Annotated in this window: 15 protein-coding genes and 2 pseudogenes; 12 read left to right on the top strand and 5 right to left on the bottom strand. The window is 61.9% G+C overall.

Features of this window, described 5'->3' with window-relative positions:
• Nucleotide 1 precedes the first annotated feature (1 nt).
• Nucleotides 2-223: a GDCCVxC domain-containing (seleno)protein gene (locus DLM46_RS40100; protein WP_115100197.1), complete on the top strand. Its 222-nt coding sequence runs from the start codon at nt 2-4 to the stop codon at nt 221-223.
• Nucleotides 224-289: 66 nt separating this feature from the next.
• Here DLM46_RS40100 and DLM46_RS07880 read toward each other — a convergent pair whose 3' ends face one another.
• From DLM46_RS07880 to DLM46_RS38965, 3 genes are read right to left on the bottom strand one after another with little or no spacing between them, the layout of a single operon-like run.
• Nucleotides 290-1,570: a sensor histidine kinase gene (locus DLM46_RS07880; RefSeq protein WP_115100196.1), complete on the bottom strand. Its 1,281-nt coding sequence runs from the start codon at nt 1,568-1,570 to the stop codon at nt 290-292.
• Nucleotides 1,554-2,243 carry a response regulator transcription factor gene (locus DLM46_RS07875; protein WP_115100195.1) on the bottom strand — a complete coding sequence of 230 codons (690 nt, stop codon included), beginning with the start codon at nt 2,241-2,243 and terminating at the stop codon, nt 1,554-1,556. The genes DLM46_RS07880 and DLM46_RS07875 overlap by 17 nt, the downstream gene beginning before the upstream one ends.
• Nucleotides 2,244-2,300: 57 nt before the next feature.
• Complete coding sequence (locus tag DLM46_RS38965) at nt 2,301-2,711, bottom strand: hypothetical protein (protein WP_133300309.1); 411 nt, start codon at nt 2,709-2,711, stop codon at nt 2,301-2,303.
• Nucleotides 2,712-2,927: 216 nt separating this feature from the next.
• On the opposite strand from DLM46_RS38965, the gene DLM46_RS07865 reads away from it, so the two are divergent.
• The 7 genes and pseudogenes from DLM46_RS07865 (at nt 2,928) to DLM46_RS07835 (ending at nt 10,456) form a co-directional block, all read left to right on the top strand.
• Nucleotides 2,928-5,813, top strand: a complete 2,886-nt coding sequence (locus DLM46_RS07865) for an alkaline phosphatase family protein (protein ID WP_244305964.1) — start codon at nt 2,928-2,930, stop codon at nt 5,811-5,813.
• Nucleotides 5,814-5,961: 148 nt separating this feature from the next.
• Nucleotides 5,962-6,271 (top strand): annotated as a pseudogene (locus DLM46_RS07860) (transposase); the annotation flags it as partial.
• A gap of 604 nt (nt 6,272-6,875) precedes the next feature.
• Nucleotides 6,876-7,073 (top strand): hypothetical protein, encoded by a 198-nt coding sequence (locus DLM46_RS07855; protein ID WP_115100193.1) that lies wholly within the window; start codon nt 6,876-6,878, stop codon nt 7,071-7,073.
• A 242-nt stretch (nt 7,074-7,315) separates the two neighbouring features.
• On the top strand, nt 7,316-7,888 hold the full coding sequence (locus DLM46_RS07850; protein WP_115100192.1) for a phasin family protein: 573 nt from the start codon (nt 7,316-7,318) through the stop codon (nt 7,886-7,888).
• 164 nt (nt 7,889-8,052) lie between these two features.
• Nucleotides 8,053-8,796: an acetoacetyl-CoA reductase gene (phbB, locus tag DLM46_RS07845; protein ID WP_115100191.1), complete on the top strand. Its 744-nt coding sequence runs from the start codon at nt 8,053-8,055 to the stop codon at nt 8,794-8,796.
• A gap of 28 nt (nt 8,797-8,824) precedes the next feature.
• Entirely contained in the window at nt 8,825-8,983 is a 159-nt protein-coding gene (locus DLM46_RS39320; RefSeq protein ID WP_165847924.1) for a hypothetical protein, read from the top strand.
• Between the two features lie 498 nt (nt 8,984-9,481).
• A complete protein-coding gene (locus DLM46_RS07835) occupies nt 9,482-10,456 on the top strand; it encodes a cysteine synthase A (RefSeq protein WP_115100189.1) in 975 nt (324 codons plus the stop codon).
• A gap of 445 nt (nt 10,457-10,901) precedes the next feature.
• Here DLM46_RS07835 and DLM46_RS07830 read toward each other — a convergent pair whose 3' ends face one another.
• On the bottom strand, nt 10,902-12,236 hold the full coding sequence (locus DLM46_RS07830; protein WP_115100320.1) for a sensor histidine kinase: 1,335 nt from the start codon (nt 12,234-12,236) through the stop codon (nt 10,902-10,904).
• 44 nt (nt 12,237-12,280) lie between these two features.
• Nucleotides 12,281-12,943, bottom strand: coding sequence for a response regulator (locus tag DLM46_RS07825; RefSeq protein WP_115100188.1), 663 nt, complete (start codon nt 12,941-12,943; stop codon nt 12,281-12,283).
• Between the two features lie 217 nt (nt 12,944-13,160).
• Here DLM46_RS07825 and DLM46_RS07820 point away from each other — a divergent pair, with 217 nt between their 5' ends.
• The 4 genes and pseudogenes from DLM46_RS07820 to DLM46_RS07805 all read left to right on the top strand — a co-directional run bounded on the left by DLM46_RS07820 (nt 13,161) and on the right by DLM46_RS07805 (nt 14,967).
• On the top strand, nt 13,161-13,511 hold the full coding sequence (locus DLM46_RS07820; RefSeq protein ID WP_115100187.1) for a NirD/YgiW/YdeI family stress tolerance protein: 351 nt from the start codon (nt 13,161-13,163) through the stop codon (nt 13,509-13,511).
• The gene (locus tag DLM46_RS07815; RefSeq protein WP_165847923.1) at nt 13,508-14,164 is read left to right on the top strand and encodes a class I SAM-dependent methyltransferase; all 657 of its coding nucleotides are present in this window, start codon (nt 13,508-13,510) and stop codon (nt 14,162-14,164) included. The genes DLM46_RS07820 and DLM46_RS07815 overlap by 4 nt, the downstream gene beginning before the upstream one ends.
• 145 nt (nt 14,165-14,309) lie before the next feature.
• Nucleotides 14,310-14,497 (top strand): annotated as a pseudogene (locus tag DLM46_RS40095) (IS6 family transposase); the annotation flags it as partial.
• Nucleotides 14,498-14,736: 239 nt separating this feature from the next.
• Nucleotides 14,737-14,967: a transposase gene (locus DLM46_RS07805; RefSeq protein ID WP_133300308.1), complete on the top strand. Its 231-nt coding sequence runs from the start codon at nt 14,737-14,739 to the stop codon at nt 14,965-14,967.
• Nucleotides 14,968-15,089: the final 122 nt, after the last annotated feature.

The following is a 15,089-nucleotide window of genomic DNA, read 5'->3' as shown; positions in this document are numbered from 1 at the left end:
GATGGATGCGATCGTCCTGGAATCCGTGCTGACCTGTCCGCACTGTGGTTTTGCACGACGGGAAACCATGCCCACGGATGCCTGCCAGTTCTTTTACGAGTGCAGCCACTGCAAGGCCCTGCTGCACGCCAGGCCGGGCGACTGCTGCGTGTTCTGCTCGTTCGGTTCCGTGAAGTGCCCGCCGATGCAACAACTGCAAGGCTGCTGCGGGGCGAGTGGGTAACCATGCCTGCCCCAGTCTGGGTAACGGCATGTTCCAATCTGGCAGGGCCGCCGCATTGGACAGATCTCAGTCGAGCGGCGGCAGGTACAGGGATACGCGCGTTCCTTTCCCGGGCTCGCTATCGAGTCTGATCGACCAGTGGTAGCGATCGCAGATCTTCCTGACTATCGACAGGCCGATGCCAAACCCGTGTTTGCCGGGCCGCGGCGGTTTAGCCTGATAGAACCGTTCGAACACCAGCGGCAGTGCATCCGGCGGGATGCCGCAGCCCGAGTCTTCGATATGCAACCAGCCGCCCACATAGGTGAAACGGATTTGGCCGCTGTCCGTGTAGCGCACAGCGTTGTCGATCAGGTTCGACAGCACGATCGCGAGCGCGGGCCGATTCGCCTCGATGCGCAGGCGGCTGTCGATGTCGATTCTCGTCTCGATTCCCTTGCCCGTCAGAACGATGGCAAACGGATCCAGCGCGTCCTCGATGGCGCTTGCGATGCGCACCGGGCCGACATCGGCCGACGACTCTTCGCGCGCGAGCAGCAGCAGCGCGTTGACGAGATCGGTCATGTTGTCCGCCGCGCGATCGATCTGTCGCAGCCGCGCCCTGGACTTTGTGCCCATCGTCTCATCCTGGTCGAGAAGTTCGCAGCTGGTCTTGATCGCCGTGAGCGGCGTGCGCAATTCGTGGCTGACGTTGCTGGCGAACTCCTTTTCGCGCTCGATCATCTGTGCCATCCGACCGTGATATTCGTTGAACGCTTCGACCAGCTGGACGACCTCCGCTTCATCGTATTTGCCGGGATCCAGCGTGGTCGCCGCACCGTGCCTGAGTGCGTTGACCTCACGGGCGAAGCCGGCGACCTGCCGGACCAGCAGGCCCGACAGGCCGAACGCGAGCCAGAAGGCCAGCAGGGCAAATATCCCGGTGCCGATCATCAGGGCGTCAATCACCTGCCTGAAACGCTGTTCGTATGTACTGAAGTCATAGATCCGATAGACGCGCGCATCGTCGAAGTGTGCGACCGCCACGTGGATTTCGCGGCCGTCGACGATGATCTCGTGGGTGCCATCGCGCAGATCCCCGACCGACGCAGGCAGCGGTACGCGTACGCGATCGCCTGCCGAGACATGGCCGCCGAGTCGCGGATCGAGCGGCGGCACAAGCGTTGGCTGCGACCTCCAGCTTTGAAGGAGGCTCGCCATGTCGTCGGAGATCAGCGCAGTGATGAGTCGCTCCTCCTGCGCTTCGGCGAGTGCCTTCACGCCGAGCGCCTGGCCTACGAGCAGCAGGACCGTCAGCGCGGAAAAGACCAGCGCGACCTTCAGGCGCAGGCTACGACGCGTCTGCATCGCTGTCCACGAACCGGTAGCCCAGACCGTGTACCGTCTCAATGAGATCGTCCTTACCATCGGCGGTCAGCGCACGTCGCAACGTGTAGACGTGCGCGCGCAGCGTATCGCTGTCCGGCAATTGCTCGCCCCAGATATCGGCCTCGAGTTCGGCCCGGCCAAACACCCGATTCGGCGATTGCATCAGGATGCGCAGCAGTTGCAGGCACTTCGGCGGTAGCTTGACAGGCCTTCCGGCGCGCTCCACCGTGAGCGTCGCCAGATCAAAGCGCACGTCCGCGCAACACAGGCTCGCCTGCGTCACCTGGCCCTTGTAGCGCTTGATCAGTGCATGGAGCCGTGCGCCGACTTCCTTGAGCGAGAACGGCTTGACCAGGTAGTCGTCCGCGCCGTGCACGAATCCCTCGAGTTTGTCGTCGAGCGTATCTTTCGCGGTTAGCATCAGCACCGGCGTGTCCCGACGTGCTTCTTCCCGCAGTTTGCGGCAGATCGTCAAACCGTCCACGCCGGGCAGCGACAGGTCCAGCAAAATCGCTTCCCAGTGCTGCGTCAGCGCGAGCTGCAAGCCCGCAGTTCCGTTGGACGCAATGTCGACGTCAAAGCCGCTGCCTTCCAGATAATCGAAAAGGTTGGTGGCGATGTCCGCGTCGTCCTCGATGATCAATACTTTCACTGCGCGGTCCTCCAGGAGAATTCAAGCGGGCAGGCAGTCATACGTTGGGGGCAACGCCTAACGCTTACCGCTACCCGATGCTGCCGTGCCACGGCGGCCGGACATCCCGTCCGAAGGACGCGCCACAGCAGCGGTCGCACGGGCTTCCAGTGAGGCAACGAGTTGCGCAGCGCTCGCCAACTTGCAGCGCGCTTCGGCCAGTTCGGCAAGCAACCTTTCACGTTCATGTTGCAAGCGGTGAAGATCGGCTTCAGCTTGCTCGAGTGTCTTACCCGATCGTTCGAGCATCCGCTTTTTGTCGATCAGATCAGTCCGCAATGCGCCCATTTCAGCCTGCAATGACTCGTATTTCGCTGGACCTTTGCGGACTGGACGTCGGCAAGCATCGCGTCGGCGGGCGACCGGCCGTTTGTCATATGATAATCGGCATTGTAACAATCTGTAATTGTCGAGGCTGCCTAGAAACACGTCATCCTGTTGACATTCGGCAGTGACTTAATACCGCTTTGTCGGTCAAGCCCCACTGGCCGATGAGAGGTTCGCTCGACAGGTCGTATTCGACATATCCAGAAATTACATTCCGGCACATTTGCGCAGCGTACGGCGACGCAGCGGCGCCGGGTCATGCCTGTCATGCCAGATCGGTCGCCGGTCCGGGATGGCTATTGCGTAATGAGGAATCCTATGAAAATGAAAACCCGCAATATCGTGACTGGGCTCCGGCTCGGCGTCATCATGTCGGCCGTGCTGCTCGTAGCGCAGTCTCACGCTGACAACCTCAGCGCTGTCGACACCGCACGCGTGCCCAGCGGTCAGTCGATCACGCCGCTGGTCGTGCGCGGCGCGGTTCAGCAATATCTGAATCCGGGCCTGCCGGCCCATCCGAATTTCGTGGCTGGCGAAGCCGTGCGTTCGCAGTTGAGCCCGGACGGCAAGACGCTCGCGATCATCACCGCGGGCCAGAACTCGCTGTACAACGCGGACGGTTCGGTCGACACGGCCGACTCGACGCAGTACATCTTCCTGTACGACGTGTCGGGCGCGAACAAGACCCGGCCGCAGCTCAAGCAGGTGATCCACCAGACGAACGCGTTCGTGGGTCTGGTGTTCTCGCACGACGGCAACACGCTGTATGCGACGGGCGGCAATGATGACGTCGTCCAGGTTTACACCCAACACGGCGGCGCATGGGTGCAGTCGGCCACGATCGCGCTCGGCCATAGTGGGAAGGGCGTGGGGATCGGCGTGCAGCCGAACGCGGGCGGTCTCGCGCTTTCGGCCGACGGCAAGACGCTCGTCGTGGCCAATAACTACAACGATTCGATCAGCGTGATCGATACCGCCTCCAACTCGGTGCGTTACGAGCACGATCTGCGCCCGTTCTTCTCCGGCAACGAGGGCACGCCGGGCGGTGTCGGCGGCACTTATCCGTTCGCGGTGGTCGTGAAGGGCAACAACACGGCCTATGTCTCGTCGGACCGCGATCGCGAAATCGTCGCAATCGATATCTCGTCGCCGTCACACGGCCGCCTGGTCAAGCGCATCAAGCTCGACGGCAACGCGCTCGGCATGACGCTGGACGCATCGCAGTCGCTGCTGTACGTCGCACAGGACAATGCAGACCAGGTCGCGGTGATCAATACCAGCGCGAATGCCGTGGTGGCCAGGATCGATGCGCGTGCGCCGGCCGGCGTGCTCGACCACCGTCAGGAACACACCGGCGCAGGCACCTACTCGGTGACGCTGTCGCGCGACGGCGGCACGCTGTACGCGACGAATGCCGGCGCCAACGAGATCGCGGTGATTCCGCTGAGGGGCCCGCGCGCATTTCATGTTACCGGCCTGATCCCAACCGCATTCGAACCGCATGATGTGACGTTCAGCGCAGACGGTTCGTGGATGTATGTCGTGAACGGCAAGAGCGTGACCGGTCCGAACCCGGACCACCTGTCGGGCGGCACCGCGGCACAGGCCGCCGCCGCGCGCGCGTCGAACGAATACCAGTTCCAGCTCGAGCGCGCATCGTTGGTCAGTGCGCCGGTGCCGACGGACAACGACCTGGCGCGGCTCACCCAGCAGGTCGCGCGCAACAACTTCTATCGCCCGGATTCCAATGACCAGGACAACGAGGTGATGGGCTTCCTGCACAATCACATCAAGCACGTGATCTACATCGTCAAGGAAAACCGCACGTACGACCAGATCCTCGGTGATCTCGGCAACGGCGGTAACGGCGACCCGCGACTGAGCCAGTTTGGCCGGGCCATCACGCCGAACTTCCATCGTCTGGCGAGCCAGTTCGTGACGCTCGACAATTTCATGAACCCCGGCGACGGCAGCATGGACGGCTGGTCGTGGGCGCTGCAGGGCCGAGTCACCAATACCGAGACGCTCACGCAGCAGATGAATTATGCGGCGGTCAATCGCGGCCTGTCATATGACAGCGAGGGCTCGAACCGCAACGTGCCCGTCAACTGGGCGACGGTCCAGCAGCGCGACGCGGCCGCCGGTCCGAGCGGCACCACGAACTACAGCAACAACTCGGCCAGTGTCACGGGCGGCACGGACAACCTGCTGACGGGCACGGGCAACCACGCGTCGTCTGACGCGCCGTTCGGCCACCAGCAGGGCTACATCTTCGACGCAGTACTCGCTGCCGGCGGCACGGTCCGCAATTATGGCTTCCTCGTGAAGAATATCGGCAGCATCGGCACCGCGGCCAATCCCGTGACGGATCCGCACGCAGCGGGCGTTGTCCAGGTCGCACCACTCGATCCGAAACTCGCGTCGCTGACTGACGCTTACTTCCGCGGCTTCGACCAGAACTATCCGGATCAGTGGCGTTTCAACGAGTGGAAACGCGAATTCGACCAGTATGTCGCGGGCGGCAGTCTGCCGACTCTGTCACTGGTGCGCCTGTCCCATGATCACATGGGTTCGTTCGGCACCGCCTTCGCGGGCGTGAACACACCGGAGACGCAGCAGGCCGATAACGACCTCGCCGTCGGCCGCCTGGTTGAAGCGGTCGCAAAGAGCCCGTACGCGAACGACACGCTGATCGTCGTGACCGAAGACGATGTGCAGGACGGTCCTGACCATGTGGACTCGCACCGTGGCCCGGCGTATATCGTCGGCCCCTACGTGAAGCAGGGGGCGGTGATTCGGACGGGTTACAGCCAGGTCAATGCGCTGCGCACGATCGAAGACGTGCTCGGCACGCAGCACATGAACCTCAACACCGCCTACCAGCGTCCGATGGCCGACGTGTTCGACGTGCATGGTTCGGCCTCGTGGAATTACACGGCCGTCGCCTCGACGGTACTGAAGACCACCCAAGTGGCCCAGATGACAGAGGAAGCCGGTACGAAGTTTGCGGCCGGCGCAGACGTCGCGCCGAAGCATGACGCGACGTACTGGGCCAGGGTGACCGCGAAGTTCAATTTCGATGACGCCGACGAAGTACCGGCGGATCAGTTCAACCGTGTGCTGTGGAAGGGCATGATGGGCGGCAAGCCTTATCCGCGGATCAAGGGTAGCCCGCAGAAAGTGGCGATGCGGGACAACGACTGATCGCCGGATTGGTCGATCGTGAAGTCGGCGGGTGGGCATTCAGATGCCCATCTGCAACTCAACGAGCAACTGGCCCGGTCGTCGGCTCGTGGTTCATTTGTTTGAAGATGTCGCCGCAACGATCCAAGCCCGGGCCGTCTCATGCCACTACCTGAATCGTATTCAATCCGGCCGTCGCCTTGAACGTGAGGCCCAGCGCGACGTTGAACTGAAGTCGCTCACGGGCCCGCCTGGCGCCGAACTTCAAGACCATTGCGCGTTTCCGCAAAGACAACGGCAAAGCGATCCGCAGCGTCTGTCGTCAGTTCGTGATGCTATGCCAGCGTCTGGACCTCCTCGCCGAAGCGCTCGTTGCGATCGACGGCAGCAAGTTCAAAGCGGTGAACCATCGCGACCGCAACTTCACCAGCGCCAAGCTCGAACGACGCATGCGTGACATCGAGTCAAGTATCGCTCGCTAACCTATCGGCGCATCTCGGAGCAATCCCGTGCTGCAGTGGCGGAATCGAACATGGTGAAGTGTGGTGATCCGATGTGGTTTTGCCGACATCCCCTGGTCCTTCGCGACAGCGGGAGAAGTCAATACTTCTTGGGCCTTTTCGCTGATCAGGGTTCTGAAAATAAGCAACTCGCATACGATGTAATAAATATTTCTCAATATCAGGTTATAAGCGGCAATGTCTGAAGAAGGCAATGTTGACCTATAAATGTCATATTCAGATATGAATAGACTCACTGCGCGGTGTCCTTGATTGAGTGCCAATTCGGGCATGGCGTGCGCTCCAGATCGGCCCGCCCCCCCGCCGCCGATGAAGGCTTACATGGCCTCCGCGCCGGCAGGCGACGGCAAGGCGTTGCCCCAATATGCAGGCTAAATAAACAGACAAATCAAAAAAAGTACTCCGCATATTGCAATTGAAAATTGTGCGGTTATGATGACGTCTCTGTAAGGATTTCCCGAACGTTTTGCTTTGTAAGGGCAAAGGAAATATTTGCCGCCATTCGCCGCGGAGAGGGTAAGTAATGCTCGCGGCGCAGGACCGACTAAATCGAGGAGACGATATGCTGAGTCCCCATGAATTCGCCACCTTGATGCTCATCAAGGACGGGCCGGATCAGATCGAACTGGGCCGCGCCGAGCTCGACACGCTGCTGGAGCGTCAACTCATATCACTGGAACGCCTCGCGTCGGGTCATCCACGTCCTCATGTCACAAGCGAAGGCGCTTCCATTCTCAAGGCCGTCGCGCGTAGGCGCTAGGGAATTTCGGCGCGCACCGCTGCACCCCGCGGCGAGCGCGCCGCAGAAAAAGTAAGCGAAGTAGGTTTAGCTGGACTTTAATGTGTAGTGCCTCTTGCTGTAACGACCCTCCGAAGTATTCGCGACGCATGCTGCCTGGCAGGCGTCCTTGCGCTTCGGTCCATCTATCATCGCCATTCGCCGTGCGACATCCGGTTGACCGGGGCTTCGCGCAGCGGACTGAATCCTGAGGAATTTCAACAATGGTTCTATCGAGTCCCGAGCAAATCGCCGCATCGCAGAAGGCCAGCCTCGACGCATTCTTCGGATTGACCGGCAAGGTCTTTGAAGGCGTCGAAAAACTGGTCGCACTGAACCTGCAGGTCGTCAGGTCCACGCTGGCGGAGTCGCAGGAGAACCTGACGAAGGCGCCCGGCACAGCAGACCCGCAGCAGTGGTTCACGCTGCAAGCCGGTTTCACCGCGCCTTTCGTGGAGAAATCACTGTCATACGGCCGTCAACTCTTCGACATCGCGTCAACCACGCAGGCTGAGGTCGCGCAACTCGCACAGACGCAGTACGAACGGTATAACGTACGCGTGCAGGACTTCATCGGAGAAGCAGCGAAGAGTGCTCCCGCGGGTTCCGAAGCGGCGATCGCCGCGTGGAAGTCCGCAATCAGCGCCACCACCACGCTGTGCGATTCGCTGCGGAAGACGGGGCAACAGGCCGTGGAGATGGCCGGGACCAATCTCGAAGCCGTGACGGCCTCAGCGTCCAAGGCCGCCAAGCGCAGTGCCGAGTCGGCTGCCGTAGTCGCGAACGGGAAGCACTAAGATTCACGCGGGCAGCGATGCCCGCGTTATCGGTTCCATGCCTATATGTAGGATTCCTTTATTCATTCTGGATAAAAGTCCGGCATTTTCAATGCATCCAATTTTTGACTGAAGGCAGTGTTGCTCCAGATGAGCACGCCGCCGGTATTTGTGAGGACGATTCGATGGCAAAGCAGATCGCGGTAGTAACGGGTGGCATGGGTGGACTGGGCGAGGCGATCAGCATCAAGCTGCATGACGCCGGTTATGCGGTTGTAGTCACCTATTCGTCTGGCAACACGGGGGCGAACGAGTGGCTTGCACGCATGGAAGCCGAGGGACGACAGTTCCGCGCGTACCCGGTCGACGTCGCCGACTACGATTCATGCGAAAGATGCGCGGCGCAGATCAAAGCGGAAGTCGGACCGGTCGACATCCTGATCAACAACGCCGGCATCACGCGCGACGCCAGCTTCAAGAAGCTCGACAAGGTCAATTGGGACGCGGTCATCCGGACCAACCTCGATTCGGTGTTCAACATGACGAAGCCGGTGTGCGACAGCATGGTCGAGCGTGGCTGGGGCCGCATCATCAACGTGTCGTCGATCATCGGCTCCAAGGGTGGGTTCGGCCAGACCAACTATGCGGCGGCAAAGGCCGGCATGCATGGCTTCACGAAATCGCTGGCGCTTGAAGTGGCGAAGAAAGGCGTCACCGTCAACACGATCTCGCCCGGCTATATCGCGACGAAGATGGTGATGGCGGTGCCCGAGGAAATCCGCGAGACGAAGATCATTCCGCAGATTCCGGTCGGCCGGCTCGGACAGCCCGACGAAGTCGCCGCTCTCGTGCTGTACCTGTGCTCGCACGAGGCGGGCTTCGTGACCGGCGCCAACATCGCGATCAATGGAGGGCAGCACCTGCAGTGAGCCCGAGAGATCAGCAAGGGAGGTTCCGATGAGCGAAGCAGTGGCAATCGTCGCAGGTTCATTCGTGCTGGTGACGGCAACCGCGTTCGTCGCCGTTCACTACCACCGGGAGCTAATGCGCCGAAGACGGCTTAGAGAGCTGGATTACCGTCAGTACTGGTGGGACTGGGGCAGCGCCCGGCGTTGAGCTTCCGCCCTCGCTAACCTGTTGGGGATCAGGCTGTGGGTCTCGCTGATCGGCCCATAGGCACCAGCCTGGTAGGCGGCGAGGGCGCCGCCGCCCTGCACGACCAGAACGTGGAGCGGAGGCGGTGGCGTTTGGTCGGGATATCACGGTTCCTTTCTTTTTGCCAGAGACGGGATGGAATCCGGTGCCGGACCAGCGGTCGGCGTCGCAGGCGCTGCTCCTCAACCACCCCTTACCCCGCGCGGCCGGCACACCCAATGAATGCCAGCAGCCCGGGTCACGTCCGGTTCCCCACGAGCCGACAGCACTGCCACCTTGCGGATCAGACAACGCTTGCCGTACGTACAACGAGGATAGATCGATCCGAAGAAAGCACCCCGCCCGAGCAGACACGCTGCCGCCTGGCGACGCGGACAGGGGTAGCCTGCGTCGGGTTTATCGACCTATTCTGGAAGCATTCGCCGTGCGTCACGATTGATCGCGGGCTAGGGGGGCATCATGAAGGTACAGGATGGTTTCACTGCCTGCATTGGCAACACGCCGCTGATCCGGCTCGCAAAGCTCAGCGCCGAGACCGGATGCGAAATTCTCGGCAAGGCGGAGTTCCTGAATCCGGGCGGGTCGGTGAAAGACCGCGCAGCGCTCTATATCATCCAGGACGCCGAGCGGCGTGGCGTGCTCAAGGCGGGCGGCACGGTGGTGGAGGGCACCGCCGGCAATACCGGCATCGGGCTGGCGCACATCTGTGCCGCGCGCGGTTATCGCTGCGTGATCGTCATTCCTGAAACCCAGTCGCAGGAAAAAATGGACCTCCTGCGCGTACTCGGCGCGCAGGTGCGTCCGGTGCCGGCAGTGCCGTACAAGGATCCCAACAACTACCAGAAGATCGCCGGCCGTCTGGCAGAGGAGATCGAGAACGCTATCTGGGCCAATCAGTTCGATAACCTCGTCAACCGGCAGGCCCACTATGAAACCACCGGGCCGGAAATCTGGCGCGACACGGCCGGCACGGTGGACGCTTTCGTGTGTGCCACCGGGACCGGCGGCACGCTCGCGGGCGTCGCGCGCTTTCTCAAGGAACAGAATTCCAGGGTGAGGACCGTGCTGGCTGATCCGCACGGCAGCGGACTGTACAGTTTCGTCAAAACGCACGACATCAGGGCGGAAGGCACCTCGATCACGGAGGGCATAGGCTCCAGCCGCGTCACCGCCAACCTCGAGGGCACGCCTATCGACGACGCGGTGCGCATCGACGACCAGAGTTGCGTCACGATGGTGTATCGCCTGCTGCGGGAAGAGGGGCTGTTTGTGGGCGGTTCCAGCGGCATCAATGTCGCGGCGGCCGTCTGGCTGGCTCGGCAGATGGGGCCGGGCCACACCATCGTTACGGTGCTGTGCGATGGTGGGGGGCTGTATTTTGCGCGGCTATTCAACCCCGCCTGGCTAATGGAAAGAGGACTGGCGCCGGGTTGAAGAGAGGACTTCACGTGACGGCATCACCCGCGAACCGGCAGGGCGTCCCGGTAGCCCACGAAACCGCGCCCCTCTTTCCGGCCAGACCGTCATCACGAAACTGGCCGGTGCGCCGCCGTTGACGGCGGGCGGCAACACCGCCCGTACGGCGTCAAGTAAGGGCGCCGCGACGCGACATCCGGGCGGCTGCGGTGAGCTTGCTGGACAACGGGGTCGAGCGTCTCTGGAACAGGTGCAAGCGAGAATCGGGAGTCCATCATGACGGGACCGGCGAAGAATCTCCATGCGTCACGGCCAGGTGCAGGCCCATCGCGCCATGGACGCGATGTCCGCCTGTAGCCGGCGCTATCGAGGTAGTCGTACAGTTTGGTCGCGATGGCTGTGTCGACTCCAACAATGAGCACTTTCATGGCTGTTCAAGTCTGGATATGGCGGTGACGTCCCCTCATTGCTGCGATGGCGGTAGGTAAAAACAAAGCCGGACCGTCAGTCCCTTGCTATCGGGTCCCGCGTCAAGCGATACCGTGGCTCGATGCTGTTCAGCGATGCGCTTGACGATCGACAGTCCCAAACCGCTGCCGGACGCCGTGTGGGCGCTGCTCCGGTAGAAGCGTTCCCAGACGCGCGACCGATCCGCCTCGGGAATCCCCGGTCCGTTGTCGCTCACTTCAAGCACTGCAGTCTCGCCATTGCGCCGCACGACGACATCTACGCTCGCGCGGGGTCCCGCGTAACGAATCGCATTGTCAACCAGATTGTTGAGCAGGATGCGCAGATTGTCGCCGCTGCCTTCAACGGTCACGGTTTCCGTACTGACCAGCCCCAGGTCGATCTGGTTTGCCTCGGCGATACGCGCCCTGTCCGTCACGACCGACCGGGCGAGCGCCGACAGGTCAACGATGCTGACCGACGCGCCCTCGGTTTCGGGTGCGAGCCGCGCCAGGGTCAGCAACTGCTCGGCCAGGTGCGCAAGCCGCGTGGTGCCGGTCTGGATCTGGGTCTGGATGCTCTCCCGCTCCGCGGCGCTCGATGCGCGCAGCAGGAGCTGCGCCTGGATACTGAGTCCCATGATCGGCGTGCGCAGCTCATGTGCGGCATCGGCGATGAAGTGCTTCTGCATCGTGAACGAGCGGTCAAGGCGCAGCAGCAGATCGTTGAGCGCCTCGACCAGCGGTTTGACCTCGCCCGGCAATGCCGCAGTGTCGATCCGCTCCATGTTGCTGGCGTTGCGCCGGGCCAGCCCGGAGGCGATTTGCCGTAGCGGCCGCAGCCCGTAGCCGATGCCAAACCAGAGGAAGAGCGCGAGCAGCGGCAACAGCGACAGCACCGGCCAGAACAGGTGCACGGCAATGGCGGCGAGCGCTTCCCAGCGCGCCTGTCGCGCCTGCGCGACGCGGATCAGCGTATCGCCGCTCTGGCTGACGAACGTATGCCAGGTCTGGCCATCTGCGATGATGTCGGCGAATCCGGGATGCAGCGGGGCCGGTAACGGCGAGGCCGGATCGGTCGTGAACTGGATCGCCTGACCGCGCCATACCTGAAGGAGCACACGGTCGGCTTCGTCCCCCTTCGAGACGTGCTTCTTCCCGTCCCGACCAGCCAGCGACAGTTTTCCGTCATCGTCGACTTGCGCCTGTCGGGCGATCACGCGCATCTGGTCATTGAGCAGGTCGTTGAGCTCGTCCAGCGAGCCCCAGTACGTTCCCGCGCTCGCCAGCACGCCGGCGAGGAACGTCGCCGGTAACAACCAGAGCAATAACCGGCGACGCAGTGACGTCATGAACCAGCGCGTGAGACGCGCACGTAGTGCGGCCCTACCAGCGGTCATGCCATCTCCCCGATGCGATAACCCACGCCCCGCACGTTGCGGATCGCATCGGATCCGAGCTTCTTGCGTAGATTATGGACATGAATCTGTACAGCGTTGCTTTCGACCTCCTCATTCCACCCATACAGACGCTCCTCGAGCTGCTCGCGGGAGATGACCGCGCCGGGCTGCTGCATCAATTCATGCAGCAGCACGAACTCCTTGGGCGAGACCAGTACTTCGTCGTTGCGCAGCCACACCCGGTGCTGCACCGGATCGAGCCGCAGCGCGCCTACCGTGAGCGCGGTTTGCGCGCGTCCCGCATGGCGGCGATTCACCGCGCGAACACGCGCGAGGAGTTCCTCGAGGGCGAACGGCTTCACCAGATAGTCGTCGGCGCCGCCATCGAGTCCCGCGACCCGGTCAGGCAACGTATCGCGCGCCGTGATTATGATGACCGGCAGGGTGTCGTCGCGTTGCCGAAGTTCTTTGAGCACCATCAGGCCATCCTGATTGGGTAAGCCCAGATCGAGCAGCAACAGTCCGTACGGGGTCGTGCGCAGTGCAAGCGCGACGGCATGGCCGTCCTGCACCCAGTCCACCGCAAAGCCCTCCTGTCGCAGCCCGTGCTGCAATCCATTGCCAATCAGCGGATCGTCTTCGACCAGTAGTACGCGCATCTCAAGATCCTGTCTTAATGCACTTGTCGTCTTCTCTGGCAAGACGCCAGGATGGTATCGGGCCGCGCGTTAACGTAACGTTAACGCTGCGCTAACGAGGGGCCGCCGTAGCGGCCGGTCCGACATTCACCCGTCTTCACGCAAGCTTAAGTTTGCCTGCAATAAGCTGTCCTCGGTCGCAGTCGTTGCGCCGCGGATTTTCTGTGAGAGAGGACCTATGAACAAGACGATTATCGCCTGCCTGCTGGCCGCCCCTGCGATTGCCGCGTACGCGCAATATACCGGCCCGGGTGCTGAAGCTGCCGCCACTACGGTCAAGCAGCTCCTCGACGCCGGGAAGGACGATCAGCACGTCGTGCTGCGCGGCCACCTCGTCAAGCGAGTCAGTGACGAGCAATACCGGTTCGCCGACAACACCGGCCAGGTGCTCGTGAAAATTGACCACAAGCGGTGGCCGGCCGGACAACCGGTCAGCGACGCGAGCACGGTCGAACTGACGGGCAAATACGACAAGGAGTTCGTCGGTACCTCGACGGTGAAAGTCGACGAGATCAAGGTGATCCAGTGATCGTGCCCAACGCTCTGCGCGCTTCCGCCCTGTTTGCGCGCGAATGGGTCTCCAAGCCTGGCGCGGTGGGCGCGATCTGCCCTAGCTCGCGGCGGCTGGCCATGCAGATTGCCCGCCAGGTGCCGGCGGGCGACGGCCTCGTGATCGAACTGGGAGGCGGCACCGGCACTGTGACGCAGGCCCTGCTTGAAAGCGGTGTGACGCCGGAGCGGCTCATCGTGGTGGAGCGCGCGCCGGCGTTTGTTCATCACCTTCGCAATCGCTTCCCGGACGTGCCGGTCGTGCACGGCGACGCGGCGCGGCTGGCACACTTCCTGCCGCCGGACGTGCGGATCGACGCGATTGTGTCCTGCCTGCCGTTACGCTCGCTACCGCGTCACGAGACTGCGGTGATCGTCGAACAATGGCATCAGGTCCTTGGCGAGAACGGCGTCGTGATCCAGTTTACCTATGACATTCGGCCCCTCCGGTACATCGCCGCTTACCACCCGGATTTTGTGATCTGCTCGAGCCGGATCGTCTGGGCGAATGCGCCGCCGGCGCGCGTTGTGACGACGTGCAAACGCGCGACGGTCGCCTCCGATCGACCGGTTGGTGCAGGACATCAGCACTCACGATCTGCCGTCGAAATAAAGTCTCGTTCTCAATCGTAAAACACCTGGATTTTTCCAAACCAGGCCAGGGTCAGCCACCGGTGCGAACCGATGCCGACGGCTGACCGGCCGAACTCACATACGCTGGAGGGCGTTGTCAGGTTGCCGAAGCGGTCGCGTAAGATAGCGGGATAAAGAAAGCCAAATCGCCCTTCTATCACGTCACCGCTTTCCCGTCGGCATCATCAGTTGCGCAGTGCGCTGGTATTCCAGGCTTCAGCTCCTTCGTGACATTGAAGCGTTGCTGTTCGAGCGCGGGGGGGCGTCAGTGACGAAACGATCCGGCGCTGGTGCGATAAATTGGGTGCGGGCTTCGCGCACCGCGTCAAGGCTGTCCTGCTGCAAGTGACGATCAGGTTGCTCGAGACGCAAGTCCATCACAAGGAAGCCGACTTGCTGGTAGCCGCGAATGCGCGACTGCGCCACGCCGATGAAAACAGTCAGGCGGTCCAAAACAAAAATGCGACTAATGTCGTGACTGGCTCCGATGTGACGGACAACTCCCGCTAAACGGCGAGAGATTTATGCCAAAGTGGACAAGTCGTGATGTCCACGGCAACGGAGCGTTCATCATGAACATAGTGACTGTTGGACTGGATCTCGCCACGAGCGTGCTGCAGGTTCACGCAGTGGATTGGCAAGGCCACATCGTTGGACGAAAACAGCTCAGACGCACGAATGTAATTCGGTATTTCGCAGCGCTTGAACCGTGTCTGATCGGCATGGAAGCGTGCGGCTCTTCGCCCTACCAGGGCCGGGAGCTCGCGAAGCTCGGGCACACCGTTCGACTGGTTCATGGTTGATGAAACTGTGTCAACGCCGACACAAATACATCGCTGCCGTGGCGCTCGCGGCAAGGAATGCACGGACAGCGTGGGCCATGCCGATACAGCAGCGCCGGCTCTGCGCGGCTACGATTCATTGT

The sequence above is a fragment of the Paraburkholderia lacunae genome (genome assembly GCF_003353175.1).
Classification (GTDB): domain Bacteria; phylum Pseudomonadota; class Gammaproteobacteria; order Burkholderiales; family Burkholderiaceae; genus Paraburkholderia; species Paraburkholderia lacunae.
The sequence above is the reverse complement of the archived record's forward strand: the minus strand, read 5'-3'. Positions and strand labels throughout refer to the sequence as shown.